This window comes from Brevibacillus laterosporus LMG 15441 (genome assembly GCF_000219535.2).
GTDB lineage: Bacteria > Bacillota > Bacilli > Brevibacillales > Brevibacillaceae > Brevibacillus_B > Brevibacillus_B halotolerans.
In genome coordinates, this window is the sequence record NZ_CP007806.1 from 782,862 (window position 1) to 798,421 (window position 15,560).

General features: G+C 39.4%; 10 protein-coding genes. All 10 read left to right on the forward strand.

Annotation, left to right across the window (positions count from 1 at the left end; all coding sequences use genetic code 11):
• The first annotated feature begins 317 nt into the window (after positions 1–317).
• The 10 genes from BRLA_RS04015 to BRLA_RS04055 all read left to right on the forward strand — a co-directional run bounded on the left by BRLA_RS04015 (position 318) and on the right by BRLA_RS04055 (position 15,494).
• Positions 318–3,914: a CheR family methyltransferase gene (locus BRLA_RS04015; protein WP_003335340.1), complete on the forward strand. Its 3,597-nt coding sequence runs from the start codon at positions 318–320 to the stop codon at positions 3,912–3,914.
• 252 nt (positions 3,915–4,166) lie between these two features.
• Positions 4,167–4,763, forward strand: coding sequence for a TolB-like translocation protein (locus tag BRLA_RS24490; protein ID WP_003335339.1), 597 nt, complete (start codon positions 4,167–4,169; stop codon positions 4,761–4,763).
• A 62-nt stretch (positions 4,764–4,825) separates the two neighbouring features.
• Positions 4,826–5,533, forward strand: coding sequence for a hypothetical protein (locus tag BRLA_RS24495; protein ID WP_236867713.1), 708 nt, complete (start codon positions 4,826–4,828; stop codon positions 5,531–5,533).
• A gap of 214 nt (positions 5,534–5,747) precedes the next feature.
• Complete coding sequence (locus BRLA_RS04025) at positions 5,748–7,580, forward strand: putative bifunctional diguanylate cyclase/phosphodiesterase (protein WP_119912806.1); 1,833 nt, start codon at positions 5,748–5,750, stop codon at positions 7,578–7,580.
• 253 nt (positions 7,581–7,833) lie between these two features.
• Positions 7,834–8,529 (forward strand): hypothetical protein, encoded by a 696-nt coding sequence (locus BRLA_RS04030; protein WP_003335336.1) that lies wholly within the window; start codon positions 7,834–7,836, stop codon positions 8,527–8,529.
• Positions 8,530–8,720: 191 nt separating this feature from the next.
• Complete coding sequence (locus BRLA_RS04035; protein WP_003335335.1) at positions 8,721–9,080, forward strand: YhjD family protein; 360 nt, start codon at positions 8,721–8,723, stop codon at positions 9,078–9,080.
• Between the two features lie 108 nt (positions 9,081–9,188).
• Complete coding sequence (locus BRLA_RS04040; RefSeq protein ID WP_003335334.1) at positions 9,189–11,042, forward strand: bifunctional metallophosphatase/5'-nucleotidase; 1,854 nt, start codon at positions 9,189–9,191, stop codon at positions 11,040–11,042.
• Between the two features lie 295 nt (positions 11,043–11,337).
• The gene (locus tag BRLA_RS04045) at positions 11,338–13,032 is read left to right on the forward strand and encodes a M4 family metallopeptidase (RefSeq protein ID WP_003335333.1); all 1,695 of its coding nucleotides are present in this window, start codon (positions 11,338–11,340) and stop codon (positions 13,030–13,032) included.
• A gap of 181 nt (positions 13,033–13,213) precedes the next feature.
• Positions 13,214–14,023 carry an alpha/beta fold hydrolase gene (locus tag BRLA_RS04050; protein WP_003335332.1) on the forward strand — a complete coding sequence of 270 codons (810 nt, stop codon included), beginning with the start codon at positions 13,214–13,216 and terminating at the stop codon, positions 14,021–14,023.
• Between the two features lie 100 nt (positions 14,024–14,123).
• Positions 14,124–15,494: a YjiH family protein gene (locus tag BRLA_RS04055; protein ID WP_003335331.1), complete on the forward strand. Its 1,371-nt coding sequence runs from the start codon at positions 14,124–14,126 to the stop codon at positions 15,492–15,494.
• Positions 15,495–15,560 lie beyond the last annotated feature (66 nt).

Here is a 15,560-nt window from a genome sequence, read left to right on the forward strand (position 1 = left end):
TTTATGTAGTATATGGTAATATTTGGGTATAGTCAATAGATCATATACAAAAATTCATTGCTAATTTTTGAACGATTGGTCCTTCCTTCTCGTAGATAGGAAGGGTATTTCGCATGTCATAATTTGAAAACAATATATTATGTTTTTAGATGTTCTGCTAAACTTGTAGTAGTGTATTTTGGTAATTTTTATGAAAAAACTTTGGAAGTGTCTCCCTCGTTTTTAGGCTCGACTGCGCTTTTCTTCATCTATTCATTAGGTAATAGTCGCAGGAAAAACGCTTGTCACAGTATTTTTGCAAGGAAAGGTGATTTTAGATGTCCAATCGAGAAGAAGATTCTATCCAAAGAAATGAAACGAACAAGCAGAATACAGAAGAATTTGCAGTAGTAGGGATTGGTGCATCTGCTGGGGGACTAGAGGCGTTACAGGAATTCTTTGATCATTTACCAGAGGCTTCAAACATGGCATTTGTTATTGTCCAACATTTATCACCACATTATAAAAGCTTTATGGCTGAATTGTTGGAAAAACACACATCCCTTAGGATAAAGCAAGTGACCGATGGTATGAAAATCGAGCCCAACTTCATCTATTTAAATCCGCCTAAGAACTATATTCAACTTAGCAATGGTCATTTTTCTTTAACTACGTATCCTGAAGTGTCCGGGATTCATTTACCTATAGATGCCTTTTTGGAATCCTTGGCCACTGAGAAAAAACAACGTGCTATCGCCATCATTCTTTCGGGAACCGGGACAGATGGTTCCAATGGAATAAAGGCTATCCATGAATATGGAGGAATGGTTATGGTACAGGATGGCGAATCGGCCAAGTTTGATGGTATGCCAAGAAGCGCGCTCTCTACGGGAATAGTAGATTTTATCTGTGCTCCTTTTCAATTAGGAGAGTATCTAGTACAGTATGTAAAACGTTATGTCCTTGGTGAAAGAGAAGAGGAGAAAAATATTGCAAAGGATCGAGTGAAAGACATACTCACCCTGCTTACAAGGGATAACGGAGTCGACTTTACTGGCTATAAACGTGATGGTATCACCCGGCGTATTGAACGACGAATGAAAATAAATAACAAGCAATCCTTAGAAGAGTACCTTCAGTATTTAGAAGAAACACAAGAGGAGCAGGGAGCCTTACAAAAAGATATGCTGATTAATGTCACCCATTTCTTTCGAGATCAAGAAGCGTTTAACATCGTAAAAGCAAATGTAATTCCCAAAATAATCGAAAATAAACAAGCAAATGGTGAGCAGCATGTGCGTATTTGGGTAGCGGGATGCTCCACGGGAGAAGAGGCCTATTCACTTGCTATGTTGTTTGATGAATATTTATGTAAAAAAGAAATTACACTTGATGTTCGAATCTTTGCTACCGATTTAGATAAAGAAGCAATAAACTACGCTGCTCAGGGTGTTTACCCCGCCTCCATTGAGAAGGATATTTCGAAAGATTTGTTAGATCGGTATTTTGAGAAACAGGGTGATGCCTATCACATCATTAAAAATATCCGGAGAATGATCGTTTTTGCCCCACATAATATTATAAAAGACCCACCTTTTGTCAATATGGATTTTATCACATGCCGAAACATGATGATTTATTTTCAACCAGATGTGCAAAAAAGGGTACTGAGCTTGTTTCATTTTGCTTTGCATCCTAAGGGATATTTATTTTTAGGACCAAGTGAAAGTATCGGAAAGCTAGCGAATCTATATGTTCCTCTCAATCGTAAATGGAATATTTTCACCATTCGGAAATCGAATCAAAACACTCCCAATCATACGATCCGTATTGATAAAGAAAGCGGACGTCCAGTTCTACAGTCCAGCCCGGTGAAAATAGGGGAAAGAGAAATGATTTCGGGAACGAATAAGCTAGACGATATATATGCTACGATCATAGAGGAATATTTGCCAGCATGTGTGATTGTTGATCGAAACTATGATATCGTTCATACTTCAGGTCCTGTTAATAAGTATCTAACCTTACCACGCGGCAAAATTACACTAAATATTTTTAAGCTAGTTTCGCCATCCTTATCAGTAGCAATTGGCTCAGCAATGCATAAAGTCAGGAAGGAAAATAAAGAGATTACCTTTACCAATGTAAAAGTAAAAGAGGGGGCTGACCTTTCTGAATTCATAACACTTAGCATTACCAATTTTGCTCCCCATAAATATAACGGGCAATATATGATGATTACCTTTAAAGATGAAGCAAAACCTGATAAATATCCGGAAGATGCGCAACAGAGCTTTCATGCTCAAAGTACGACCACACAACGAATTCGCGAGCTGGAGCTAGAACTACAATATGCACAGGAAAGTCTACAGGCAACGATCGAAGAACTAGAAACCTCGAATGAAGAGCTACAATCTACCAATGAAGAATTAATTGCTGCAAATGAGGAACTCCAATCCACTAATGAAGAACTCCAATCTATTAACGAAGAATTAATTACCGTTAACGCTGAACATCAAGCCAAAATACAAGAACTGCTTGATTTAAATAATGACATAGATAATTTTCTGCTTAGCACGAAAATCGGGACGATATTTTTAGACAGAAATATGTGCGTACGCCGATTTACACCAGCAGTAACCACCCTTATTAATCTAATGGACATGGATATCAATCGTCCGATTAGTCATATAACACATCAATTGAAGTATAACAATTTGGTAGAAGATGCTGAGCACGTCTTACATAGCGTAATGCCGTTGGAAAAAGAGATTCAAAGCTTACATGGTCAATGGTATAGCATGGAGATTTTGCCCTATCGGACACAGGATAATGTTATTAAGGGTGTAGTCATTACGTTTGTAGATATTACGGAATTAAAAATGGCCAACAAAGAGCTACAGAAGCTCTCCTATGCGATTCATCAAATCCCCAATAGCATTATTATTACAGGCCTTGACGGTGAAATTCAGTATATTAACCCATCTTTTACCGCTAAGACAGGCTACACAGGAGAAGAAGTGATCGGTCAAAAGCTTAATCTTATTGAAAATCATGAGGATTATGAGGAGAACATTCAAGAAGAAATAATCCAGACCCTAACCAAGGGGAGAAATTGGTATGGTGAATTACAAAGCAAACGCAAGAATGATGAGGCCTTTTGGGAACGAACAGCATTCTTGCCCATTAAAAATGAAGAAGGGGAAATCATTCATTTCCTTAAAATTAGTGAGGATATTACCCAACAGAAAAAAGCGGAAGAGTTGTTACGTAAATCCGAAATGCTATCTGCCGTTGGCCAATTGGCTGCTGGAATTGCTCATGAAATTCGCAATCCATTAACAGCGCTAAAGGGCTTCATACAATTAATGATGGCAGATGGGCAGGGGAATGAGAAGTATTTTCAGATTATGATGGGCGAGTTTGATCGCATTGAATTGATTATTACGGAATTGCTGTTATTATCCAAACCACATGCCCTTAGCTTTCAGACAGAGGATATTGGAATTATTCTCAATGATGTATTAATGCTAATCGAAACACATGCCTTGATGAACCAAGTAGATATTATCCCGGTAATTCCAACGCCTTTACCAAAGATTCATTGTGTGGAAAATCAGCTAAAGCAAGTATTAATTAACGTGTTAAAAAACGCCATTGAGTCCATGCCGACTGGTGGCAGTGTTGACGTGCATGTTAGTAGAAAGGCATCAGGAAAAATTGCTATAGAGATTACAGATCAAGGAAAGGGAATTCCTCAGGATAAACTAGCAAGAGTTGGCGAGCCATTCTTTACTACCAAAGAAAAAGGAACTGGACTAGGCTTAATGGTTAGCTACAAAATTATTGAAAATCATAATGGAGAAATACAGATTGAAAGCGAACTAGGTAAGGGAACGACAGTCCGAATTATTTTGCCAACCGTTTCGATATAAAATAAAGCTCAGTGCAGCCCCTCTTTTTAATCGCCATAATCTCCAAAAAAGGGGGGATGTACATTCATCATTGACTGCATCTGTTTGATTATTTGTGAGTGGAAAGTGACTAACCGAAAAAATGTGGAAAATGTTGGTTGAAAAATCCAGAACTTAAATGTAGGATAATAAATTATGAATGTAAAGTAAAATAATGGTACAAATGAGAAAGAATGATTTTTTAAAAAAATAATAACGAAAGGAGAAAACAGCTTGCAGAAAAGAGGAACATGCACAAGGGTTTTGTTGCTTGCAGGCTACTTACTACTGGCAAGTGTTAGCCTAGGAGGAGTTACCGCAGAAGCAAGCGGATTTCAATCAAGCGTATTTGCAAACAAAGAAACAACAAAATCCTCAAACAAGCAAATATCTGATCAACGGACATTTGATGTAGAGATTCCTACCAGAGTGTCTACGCAAACCTTTCCTTTTTATGTAGCCTTGCAAAATGAACATACGGTCTTGTTGTGGGATGCATCCAAGCAGGGTAGCCAACCGATCCCTATAGCGACAAATGGCAAGGTGCAGATTGTCGATTGGTCAGCTAATAAAGAGTCGATTGCATATTTACAAAGTCCCGATCCAAAAAGTTATTCAGGTCCGTGGTATTTATGGATTTCGAAGGCAGATGGCAGCAAGAAATATCAGGTAGATCAAAGAGAAATTACAGGTACTCCTAAATGGTCGCCTACAGAAAATATGCTGGCTTATCAGACAAGAGAAAATTCAAAGGAAGAAGGAATAGTTGCTCGGATTACTCCTGGTATCCCGATGGAAAAAGTCTTGCCGTATCCTTTCCACCAACGATAACTGAAAATCTACATATTAATCAGGTTTTCTTAGATGGTACTTCACGAACCCTATACAGCCAAATGACATCTACTGTTGAAGGAATCTATGCCCGTGATGCTACTGGATTAGTGTGGTCGCCGAACGGTGCCTATCTTGCCTATTTTGAAAAACCTAATTCTGCTGCGTTATCAGCAGATGGAGTCCCCATTAAAGTGTTACAAATTCACTCACAAAAAACCTTTCAAATAGGTGTGGGTTTAGCTTATCCAGAGTGGCTGACCTGGTCCAAAGATAGTACTAAGCTTGCCTTTATAAATGGGGTCGATCGTATGGCTACCTATGAGAAAAAATTAGGAATATGGGAGACGCTAAATAAACAGGTGTATAGCAAAGGTCAAACGGATAAAGTGGATTCCTTGCCCGCGTTTGGCTCAAAAGCAGATGCTCCACTTCTATTTTTACGTGGACAGGAAGCACCGTGGCCAACCCAAATGGAGAATCTTCCCTTAGTACCAGGTCAACGAATCTGGCAACTAGATCAGGCAGATCAGGCTAAAGCTATTACGGCTGGCTCATCAGCAACAGCGGACAGTTCCTATTCTTTGGCACCAACAGGTCGTCAGGTAGCATATGTTCGTTTGCAAACTCATGTTAACGGTTCGTTATTTGTAAAAGATCTCAGTACGGGAAAAGAACATGAGCTTCTTAAAGGCGTAACAGTTTCCAGTGGCTATTACGGAAGCTACCTACCAAGCTGGATACAGATTGCTTGGAAAAGGGAGACTTAGCAAAGCAAATGATCTTGACAACCTGAGGCATTGCTTCAGGCTTTTTTATGCTTAAACCAGAGGGAACGGTACTAGTCACAAAGAAGGGGAAAAGCCTAGTAACATTTTTAAATCATAGTCACTCCGACCCTTTTATATTGAGAGAAGATGGGGTATTGTGGAAAGCAGGATGGATGGAGAAAAAATGAAGGTTACGACAGAAGGAGAAGTTGCAATGAACGACGTTTCAGAAATGATGAATTCGCTCATCCTCTCTTTTTTTGTCGGGATGGGGGTAACCCTGCTTATTGTAGGGACCGTCGTACTGTTACGCAAACAGGGGAATTTAGACATCGAGAAAAGAAGTATTTGGAAAAAAGCGAATCGTAGCCAAATGTTTTGGGAAACAAATAGTGATGCTTGCCTGCTTCTTAACACGAATAGAGAGATTTTAGAAGTGAATCCTGCCTGGAGAAATTTGATCGGTGAAGATTCTACAGGAGCTGGATGTTCAAGCAGAACATTTATGGACTATGTAGGCCAAAAAGAAATACCCGCTATACGAAAGTATTTACATCGATTGTTCCAAGGTGAAACCCTGAATGCTAATGTTACTTTAGTTGAAAATAGCCATCGTTTTTTACACGTGAATATAACATTCCTGCCGTTGATCAGGAGAAAACGTGTCCTAGGAGGCATTCTGATGATACGTGATTATACTGATCAAAAAAAGGTGGAGGAACAGCTTTACCATATGGCATATTACGATATCCTCACCGACTTACCTAATCGACGTTTGCTAGAAATTAAATTTCAAGAAGCGCTGCAAACGGCGAGAAGTCCAAAACCACTTGAGAAACTAGCTATACTGTTTTTAGATATAAATAGCCTTCAAGGAATCAATCATTCTTTAGGTCATCAATTTGGTGATTTAGCGTTGATTACGGTAGCGAACCGTCTAAAATCCTGTGTACGTGAGTGTGATACAGTATCGCGGTTAGACGGAGATGAATTTATTTTATTATTACCTAGTATTATGCAAGATGAACTTTTCCTTATCTCAGATAAAATTATTCAAGCCATTGAACAGCCTTGTTTGATTAAAGGTCATGAAGTGCATGTAACAGCGAGTATTGGGATTGCCCATTATCCAGACGATGGTCAAGATTTACAAGCTCTTATGAAACAAGCAGATACTGCAATGTTCCACGCAAAAAGCCGAAATGGCAGCCATTATAAACTTTTTTCTCCCATAATGAATGATATAGATTTTGAACGATTACATGTAGCCAGCGAATTACAACGAGCGATGAAAAATCATGAGCTACGGTTATATTATCAGCCAAAGGTTTCTATTGAGACACAACGAATTGTAGCGATGGAAGCTTTGATACGGTGGGAACATCCGATGAAAGGCTTGATTGTGCCTGATGAGTTTCTACCGTTAGCAGAACAGACAGGCTTGATTATCCCTATTGGTGAATGGGTATTACGTACTGCTTGTAAACAGACAGTGGAATGGCAACAGCAGGGATATCCTCCCGTACGAATTTCGATTAATCTGGCGAATAGTCAAATTTGGAAGCATGACTTTATTGATATGATTGCTGCCATTTTAAAAGAAACAGGATTACAGGCAGAATATTTAGAGCTTGAGCTGACTGAGAGTATGCTGTTAAATAACAAGCGAGGATATGAGCTTGTCCATCAGGTAAAGGAGCTGGGTGTACAAGTATGCCTTGAGCAATTTGGCAGTGATTTGCATAGTTTGCAACAGTTGATTCATTTGCCAATTGACCGAATTAATATTGATCGCCGCTTTATCTATGAGCTGCCGTATGAGGATAAAAATCAGGCCGTGGTTTTATCTGTGATTGCACTAGCTCAAAACCTCAATTGGACGGTATTGGCAAAGGGAGTCGAAACTCAGGAAGAACTAGATTATTTAAGCAAGCACCGCTGTGATGAATATCAGGGCTATCTGTTTCAAGAGCCTGTTTCTTCTGACAAAGTGAAAGCCTTACTACGTCAAAATCTGGTGCTATTAAATAAAATGAATGAAAGATAACCCTCCTTGAGTTTTAAAATAGCTGAAAACAGGACAAAGACTGGGCAATAGGCAACTTGCTCGGTCTTTTTCTTTTATGCTAGTAAAGAAAATGTAGCCCTATTCTCTCAGCTTTTTCATAAAACTATGAATACTCTACCCCCTTAATTCATATAGTAGTAGAGAGGCAGTACAGCTTTTGATTGGAACGAAACCATTTTGCCTAGCTTAGCAATTAGGCGAATGATGATTTGCGAACAAGGGGGAGTGTAATATGGTATGTAATGATCGACTGCGCAAACGAATAATCGTCTTACCTATCATTGCAATATTATTGGCAGGTTGCGGGAATGGTGTTCAAGCTACTCCTGACTCTGAAAAATCAGGCCAAATAGTCAAATCAGGAGCGACAGCTACTGTCTTGGAAGAAAACAAAGATCATACGAAACAGATACCTCAACCTAACAATCCAGTTAGTAGCAAGGGCCAACCGCCAGCTCAAACCAGAGAATTGACTTACACGATAGATGGTAAAAAAGTGAGTGAGCAGGCGCAGCTTTTTGAAAGTCACTTAGGATATTTCCTTTATTATTTACCTGACTTTACAGCCACTGGCGAAGAGCCGGGGAAGGATATGCTCTTCTATGAGAAGAATGACCGGTATGCTGTCCGGATTGAGCAAATGCCGGATAAGGTAGATCTAGCTGCACAAAAGAAGCTAATGGAAGTTGAATTAAGTGATTTAGGAAATGTACGGAATCTGAAAAAAGAGCAGGAAACAGATCCTTTTTTGCAAAAAACAGCCCTTCATCTCGGGGTGGATACGAAAAACGATCATAAAGAAATTATCGTTACAAAAATAGATAGCAGATGGTTCAGATTTACGGTATTTGCTCCTAACGAAACAGAAAATGCTGTTATTCTCCCCAAAATCTGGGCTATGTTGAAAACGATTATGGTAAAGGAATAATTGCAACAAACCATAGCCGGGACTAAATTTCAATACGCCAACCGATATAAGAGAGAACAAAAGATTGGATATATAACCAGTACAATTGAGACCTGTGGATTTCAATCGTATTGGTTTTTTGTTGCATGAAAATACCTCTATCCTTCATAATATAAGAACATATGATCTCATTTAATAATAGGTGATAATAAATGGAAATTCAAGAACAAATTTTTGCTTATGTTATATGGAAAGAGGCAGGAAAGTATTTAAAACGAGATACAGAGCTACTAATCAATTCTTCTTTAAAACTTGGGATGGCGTATGGGCATTTGCTCTCCTTCCTTTGCGAAGTAGCTTATGGGATGGAAAAGGCCGTTGCGAAAGACCTACGAAAAATAGATGTAAGAATGCTTGCCATAGAGGAGGATCGCGGGGAGACATTTGTACTATGGAAGCATAGGGGAGAAAATCGTTTAATGAGAATTCCCTTCGCACGAATAAAAAGACAGATTCAAGAAAAAATGGAAGATATGATTGAGTCTTTACATAAACGTACGGAAAAACTCTGAATATATCCGTTTACATTACCAATTTTGCGACAAAAAGATAGGGGAAAGCAAAAAAACTTGGTATAATAGCTACGACATTATATTTATTTTTGGGAGGAGACTCAATACATGAAAAAAAGTATTACTGGATATTCCCTCTTAACAGGCTTACTAGCTTCTTCTTTATTCGCAACAAGCGCTTTTGCGGCACCTCTTCAACCAGTTACACATGCAAACTGGTTGAAGGAACAGAAGATTATCTCTGATTTGTCTTTGGACAGAAATATTACATTGGCGGAAGTAGCAGTAACCATGACAAAAGTAAAAGGTGTTACCTTGGGAGCGGCGCAAGGTAAAGCACATTGGGCTACTCCTGCTTTGCAATGGTTGGAAAAACAAGGTGCATTAACGGCAGCAGAAGTAAAAACACCAGCAGTAAACGTTTCTTCTGACAAAGCGATCGCAATTGCTAAAAAACTAGGCTATGACTTGAAAGTAGACAAAAAAGCTACGCTTACTCGCGGTGATTTCCTACAAGCAATAGGTGATGCCATTACAACTCATGTAACGATTGCTCATACAAATGATGTACATGGTCACATCGACGAGAATGAAAGCGGAAAAGAGTTTGGGTATGCCAAAATGTCTACCCTAATTAAGGAATGGCGTGAAGAAAACAAAAACTTCTTATTGCTAGATGCTGGTGATACATTCCAAGGGACAATCTTTGTAAACCAGTTTAAAGGTGAGTCTGTTCTTCCGATCCTTAATCACTTAAATTATAATACGATGGCAGCAGGTAACCATGAATTTGACTTTGGCTATGAGCAACTGTTGAAATTGCGCGATCAATTGAAATACCCAGTCATTAATGCCAATGTAGTTAAAGAGGATGGCACTAATCTTTTAGTTCCGGTATACAAAACGGAAATTAATGGCAAAAAATTTGCTTTCCTTGGCTTTGTAGCTGAAGATACGCCAATCTTGACTCATCCTGACAATGTAAAGGGGTTAACCTTCAAATCACCAGTAGAAGTTGCCAAGAAAATGGTACCTGAGTTGAAGAAGGAAGTAGACCATGTTGTTGTAGTTTCCCATATAGGTATTGATGTCGACCGTGAAGTAGCAAAAGCAGTTGATGGTATTGACCTTATCGTAGGTGGCCACTCTCATACACCATTACGACAACCTGAAAAAGTAAATGGCACCTACATCGTTCAGGACTGGGAATACGGTAAATCATTAGGTCGTGCTGATCTGTTCTACTACAAGAACAAGCTCGTAGGCTTCAGCGGTGGCTTAGTTGAATATGATAAAAATGTAAAACCTGATCCAGAAGTAGAGAAACTGGTAAAAGACGTAGTAAATAAAGTAGATAACGCTATGAAAGTGGTAATTGCAAAAGCTGAAGTACCTCTTGATGGCGATCGTGAATTGGTTCGCAAACAAGAAACAAACATCGGTAACTTAATTGCAGATGTAATGCGTGAAAAAACACAGTCCATCAAAGGACATGAAGCGGATATCGCCATTACAAACGGTGGAGGAATCCGTACTCAATTACCAGCGGGTGATATCACTAAGAAAGATTTGTACACATTGCTACCGTTCCCGAACACACTCGTCATTATCGAGGCAACGGGGGATGAGATCGTTAAAGCAATGGAAGTAGGTGTAAGTGAAGTAGAGAAAGGTGCAGGTCGTTTCCCACACATCAGCGGCATGTCCTTCTCCTACAATCCGACAAAACCTGCGGGTCAACGCCTTGTGGAAGTTAAGGTAGCAGGTAACCCGATCGATTTGAAGAAAACATATCGTATCGCAACAAATGATTTCATTGCAACTGGCGGCGACGGGTACTCATCACTGAAAAAACCAGCATTTGATACAGGCTTCACTCTTTACAGCATCATGGAGGATGCATTCAAAGAGCGCAAGGTGATTGCACCTAAAGTTGAAGGTCGCGTCGTTGAAGTAAAATAGTAAAGTGAAAAGATAGTAAAAGGGGCAACTTTCCGGTCATCAGACTGGAGAGTTGCTTTTTTTGATGTTCATGAAATCTAGTAATAGTTATTTTTATCCAATGTGACTAGGTTTGCCTATTTTCGAATTATTCATCACATTTATAGATTATTATTTATACTGTTAATTTATGTCTGTTTATAAAGAACAAAATAAAAAAATGATGAAAAATGTAAAAAAATAAGTTGACAATATTTTCGAAATATTTAAAAATGAGGATGTACTTGAAAATCTTATTGGAAATGGAGGAATTATTTTGAAAAAACATCAGGTCTCATCTAGTATTATTGCTACTATTTTGTTAGGGTCAAGCTTATTGGGAGGCGGACTTCCAGCATTCGCAAAAAGTAATGTTATGTATAATAGCGACTGGGAAACTCCTTCTTACATGAGTGAGACATGGAAAGCACCTAAGAAAGTCAAAAAGCAAGAGATTGTTTGGAAATATTTATCCGACAAGAGTGATGTACTTAAAGTACAAGGCGAGGTAGAGAATCAGTTTGAATTGCTAAACGAAATAGAGGATACAGACACTGACACAACTCATTACCGTCTACGTGAGGTATATAAAGGGGTTCCAGTGTACGGCTCTGATCAGACTGTGCATCTAAATGAAGACGGGGATGTAACCTCCTTCTTTGGACAAGTAGTTCCTACAGAGTCTCTAAAAAAAGTAAAAACAAAGCCTAAATTAAAAGAAAATGATGCGATTAAAGCTATCAAAAAAGATTTGAAGAAGGAGGTAGGGGAAGTATCAGAATTTAGCGTTGACCCAGAGGCAGATTTATATATCTATCCTCAGGAGAATAAGGTTTCTTTGGCCTATATAACAGAGGTTACCTTCCTTGAACCAGAACCAGGCCGTTGGTTCTATGCAATCGATGCACATAATGGAAAGGTCTTAGACAAATATAACATTATGGAGCATGTCACAAAGGCGCATAAGTCTAATATCAAAGTAGGAGAAGCTGTAGATTCAACTGTTGATGTTCGATCCTTGGATGGACAAGCAGATGATGCTGGTTCAGCCGATCCAAAAGAATTAGGCACAGGTAAAGGGGTTTTAGGTGATACGAAAACATTCCCAACCACATATGCTAACGGGACCTATTCTTTGAAGGACACTACTCGCGGTAAAGGAGTTGAAACGTATACAGCGCGTAATGGCACCACTTATATGTACCCAGTAACAAGTACAAATAACAAATTCGACGATCCAGCCGCAGTTGATGCGCATGCTTATGCGGGCAAAGTGTACGACTACTATAAAAACACATTTAATCGTGATAGCTTTGATAATGCTGGCGCCAAGCTTAATTCTATCGTTCATTATTCTACGGACTATAACAATGCCTTCTGGGATGGCGCTGAGATGGTGTATGGCGATGGAGACGGCAAAAAATTCATCAGTTTATCGGGCGGCCTTGACGTAATTGCTCATGAATTAACCCATGCTGTAACAGAAAGAACAGCAGGCTTGATTTATAGAAATGAGTCAGGTGCATTGAATGAATCTATTTCGGACATTTTTGGTGCAATGGTAGATCGTGATGATTGGGAAATCGGTGAAGATATTTACACTCCTGATATTCCTGGGGATGCACTGCGCTCACTCTCTGACCCAGCTAAATATAATCACCCTGACCATATGAGCAAAAAATATACAGGCACTAAAGATAATGGTGGCGTTCATACCAATAGCGGTATCAATAACAAAGCAGCCTACCTGATTTCTGAAGGTGGCACTCATTATGGAGTCACGGTTGAAGGAGTAGGACGCGAAGCAACTGAAAAAATTTACTATCGTGCATTAACGGTTTATCTAACGTCAACCTCTAACTTTGCTCAAATGCGTCAAGCAGCAATCAATGCAGCAACAGATTTATACGGTGCTGATTCCGCTGAAGTACAAGCAGTAAAAGATGCTTACAAAGCGGTTGGTATCAACTAAGCTATTATTTCCATTCTTTAGAAACGACAGATTCAAAAAACCTCGACCGGAGAATATCTGGTCGAGGTTTTTTGAATGTGACGAGCTAATGAAAAGTTTTTGAGGGAACAAAGCTGTCCTTCTTCTTAACGCTTTAAACATGACATACAAATGAATGATACAACAAAAGGGAGGGAACGGTATGGCCTGCATAGAGGTAGAAGAAGGTGTGCATATTTACGCAGAGGATTTGTATCCAGAGGGCGACAAAACAGTGGTATTTATTCATGGATGGCCAGTTAATCATCAGATGTATGAGTATCAAACCACCTGGCTACCAAACTATGGATACCGTTGTGTAGGGATAGATTTGCGTGGGTTTGGCGATTCGGATCGGCCTTGGCAAGGATACTGTTACGATCGACTAGCAGATGATATTCGCGTCATAATGGATGCGCTGTGTTTGGAAAACGTTACATTGGTTGGACATTCGATGGGGGGAGCAATTTCCATTCGCTATATGGCTCGACATAAAGGGTATCAGGTGGGAAAGCTGGCTTTGTTAGCAGCAGCAGCGCCATCTTTTGTACAACGAAAAAATTATCCCTATGGAATGACCAAACGGCAAGTAGACGAATTAATTTATAAAACGTACACGGATCGGCCGGCTATGATGCGAGATTTTGGAAACATATTTTTCTACCAGCCCGTTAGTGACGAGCTTCGTTTATGGTTTTGGGGGCTGGGTATGGCAGCTTCTAACCATGCTACAGCTATGACAGCTATGTCGTTACGAGATGAGGATTTACGTTCTGACTTAGACAAGATACATGTACCAACGGGAATTTTTCATGGAAAGCATGATCAGGTATGCCCGTATGAATTTGCTTTGGTGATGCATCAAGGGATATACGGATCGCAATTGTTTCCATTTGAGCAGAGCGGACACGGGATATTTTATGAGGAATTAGCTCTTTTTCAACAAAGATTTTTGACTTTTTTAGAGTCCTAACATTTTTTATAGGTTGAGTAGCGTGAGCGAATGTATTAAGATGTATATCGTTGAATAATTATTTGTTTGTATGCAATATGACAAACTTTTGAGGAGAGCCATGCAGACAGTTAAAAAAGAGACTTATGTTCATATAACTACATGTAAGCAGCTTATGCGCTTTTTACTACCTTCTATCATCGGGGTGTTATTATTTATTACCCCGATTTCTATTGATGGACAGGTTACGATTCCAATAGCATTATTGTCCCAATTATTACAGGAGCAATTTGCGTTTATTTTACCACAGCTAGTAACCATTTTTATTAGTACGACTGCGCTTTTGAGCCTGTGGGCCAAGCTATTTCGTCCAGCGGCTTTAACTACTAAAACCTCTTTTTGGACGACCTTATGCCGAGTTTCTCCATTTTGGCTCGTGATGCGAGTGGTCGGTATGCTTTTGGCTATTTGCACATTATTTCAAATAGGCCCAGAATGGATTTGGTCTGAAAGCACTGGTGGTATGCTTTTATACAAATTGTTGCCGTTACTAGTTACCGTGTTTTTATTCGCTGGCCTATTCATGCCTCTCTTAATGAATTTTGGGCTATTAGAATTTTGTGGTACGTTATGTTTAAAAGTAATGCGACCTTTATTCAAGCTACCCGGACGATCCTCTGTCAATTGCATTACTTCCTGGCTTGGGGATGGGACAATCGGAGTATTGCTGACTAGCAAGCAATATGAGCAAGGATTTTATACAAAACGTGAGGCTGCCGTTATTAGTACAACATTTTCGGCGGTATCGATTACGTTTTGCTTTGTTGTGTTATCTCAGGTAAATCTTGCGCATATGTTTGTACCGTTTTATCTGACCGTTACTTTTGCAGGACTCATTGCGGCTATTATTATGCCTCGCATACCGCCATTGTCTCGTAAAGCCGATACGTATCATGAAGATGTAGTACCGCATAAAGAGGATGAGGAACAAGAACAATCGTTAGTGCGAAAGGGATTGAGACTAGCAGTAACGCGAGCTGAACAAAATAACAGCTTCTTTGCTTTTTTAAGAGAAGGCTCACAGAATGTATTGGATTTGTGGCTCGGTGTTACACCAATCATTATGGCTGTCGGAACCATTGCGCTGATTATTGCGGATCAAACCCCTATTTTCGCATGGCTAGGCTTGCCATTTACTCCGTTGCTAGAGTTATTGCAAATACCTGAAGCGCAAGTAGCTTCGCAGACATTAGTTGCTGGTTTTGCCGATATGTTCCTGCCAACGGTACTTGCCAGTGGTATTTCTAGTGAGCTGACTAGATTTGTGATTGCTTGCGTTTCAGTTACTCAACTGATCTATATGTCTGAGGTAGGTGGTCTATTACTAGGTTCCAGATTGCCTGTTACGCTCAAAGATCTTCTCCTGATTTTCCTATTACGGACCTTAATTACATTACCGATTATTGCTGGTATAGCACATATGTTGTTTTAAATTATGATAAGTTAGCGATGGTTCCATAAGAATCATCGCTTTTTTACTGCTCCTTGTTGAGAATTT

Coding starts and splice junctions, on each gene's coding strand:
- BRLA_RS04050 (WP_003335332.1), top strand. CDS start 13,214: ATGGCCTGCATAGAGGTAGAAGAAGGTGTGCATATTTACGCAGAGGAT.
- BRLA_RS04015 (WP_003335340.1), top strand. CDS start 318: ATGTCCAATCGAGAAGAAGATTCTATCCAAAGAAATGAAACGAACAAG.
- BRLA_RS24495 (WP_236867713.1), top strand. CDS start 4,826: ATGACATCTACTGTTGAAGGAATCTATGCCCGTGATGCTACTGGATTA.
- BRLA_RS04055 (WP_003335331.1), top strand. CDS start 14,124: ATGCAGACAGTTAAAAAAGAGACTTATGTTCATATAACTACATGTAAG.
- BRLA_RS04025 (WP_119912806.1), top strand. CDS start 5,748: ATGAACGACGTTTCAGAAATGATGAATTCGCTCATCCTCTCTTTTTTT.
- BRLA_RS04040 (WP_003335334.1), top strand. CDS start 9,189: ATGAAAAAAAGTATTACTGGATATTCCCTCTTAACAGGCTTACTAGCT.
- BRLA_RS04035 (WP_003335335.1), top strand. CDS start 8,721: ATGGAAATTCAAGAACAAATTTTTGCTTATGTTATATGGAAAGAGGCA.
- BRLA_RS04030 (WP_003335336.1), top strand. CDS start 7,834: ATGGTATGTAATGATCGACTGCGCAAACGAATAATCGTCTTACCTATC.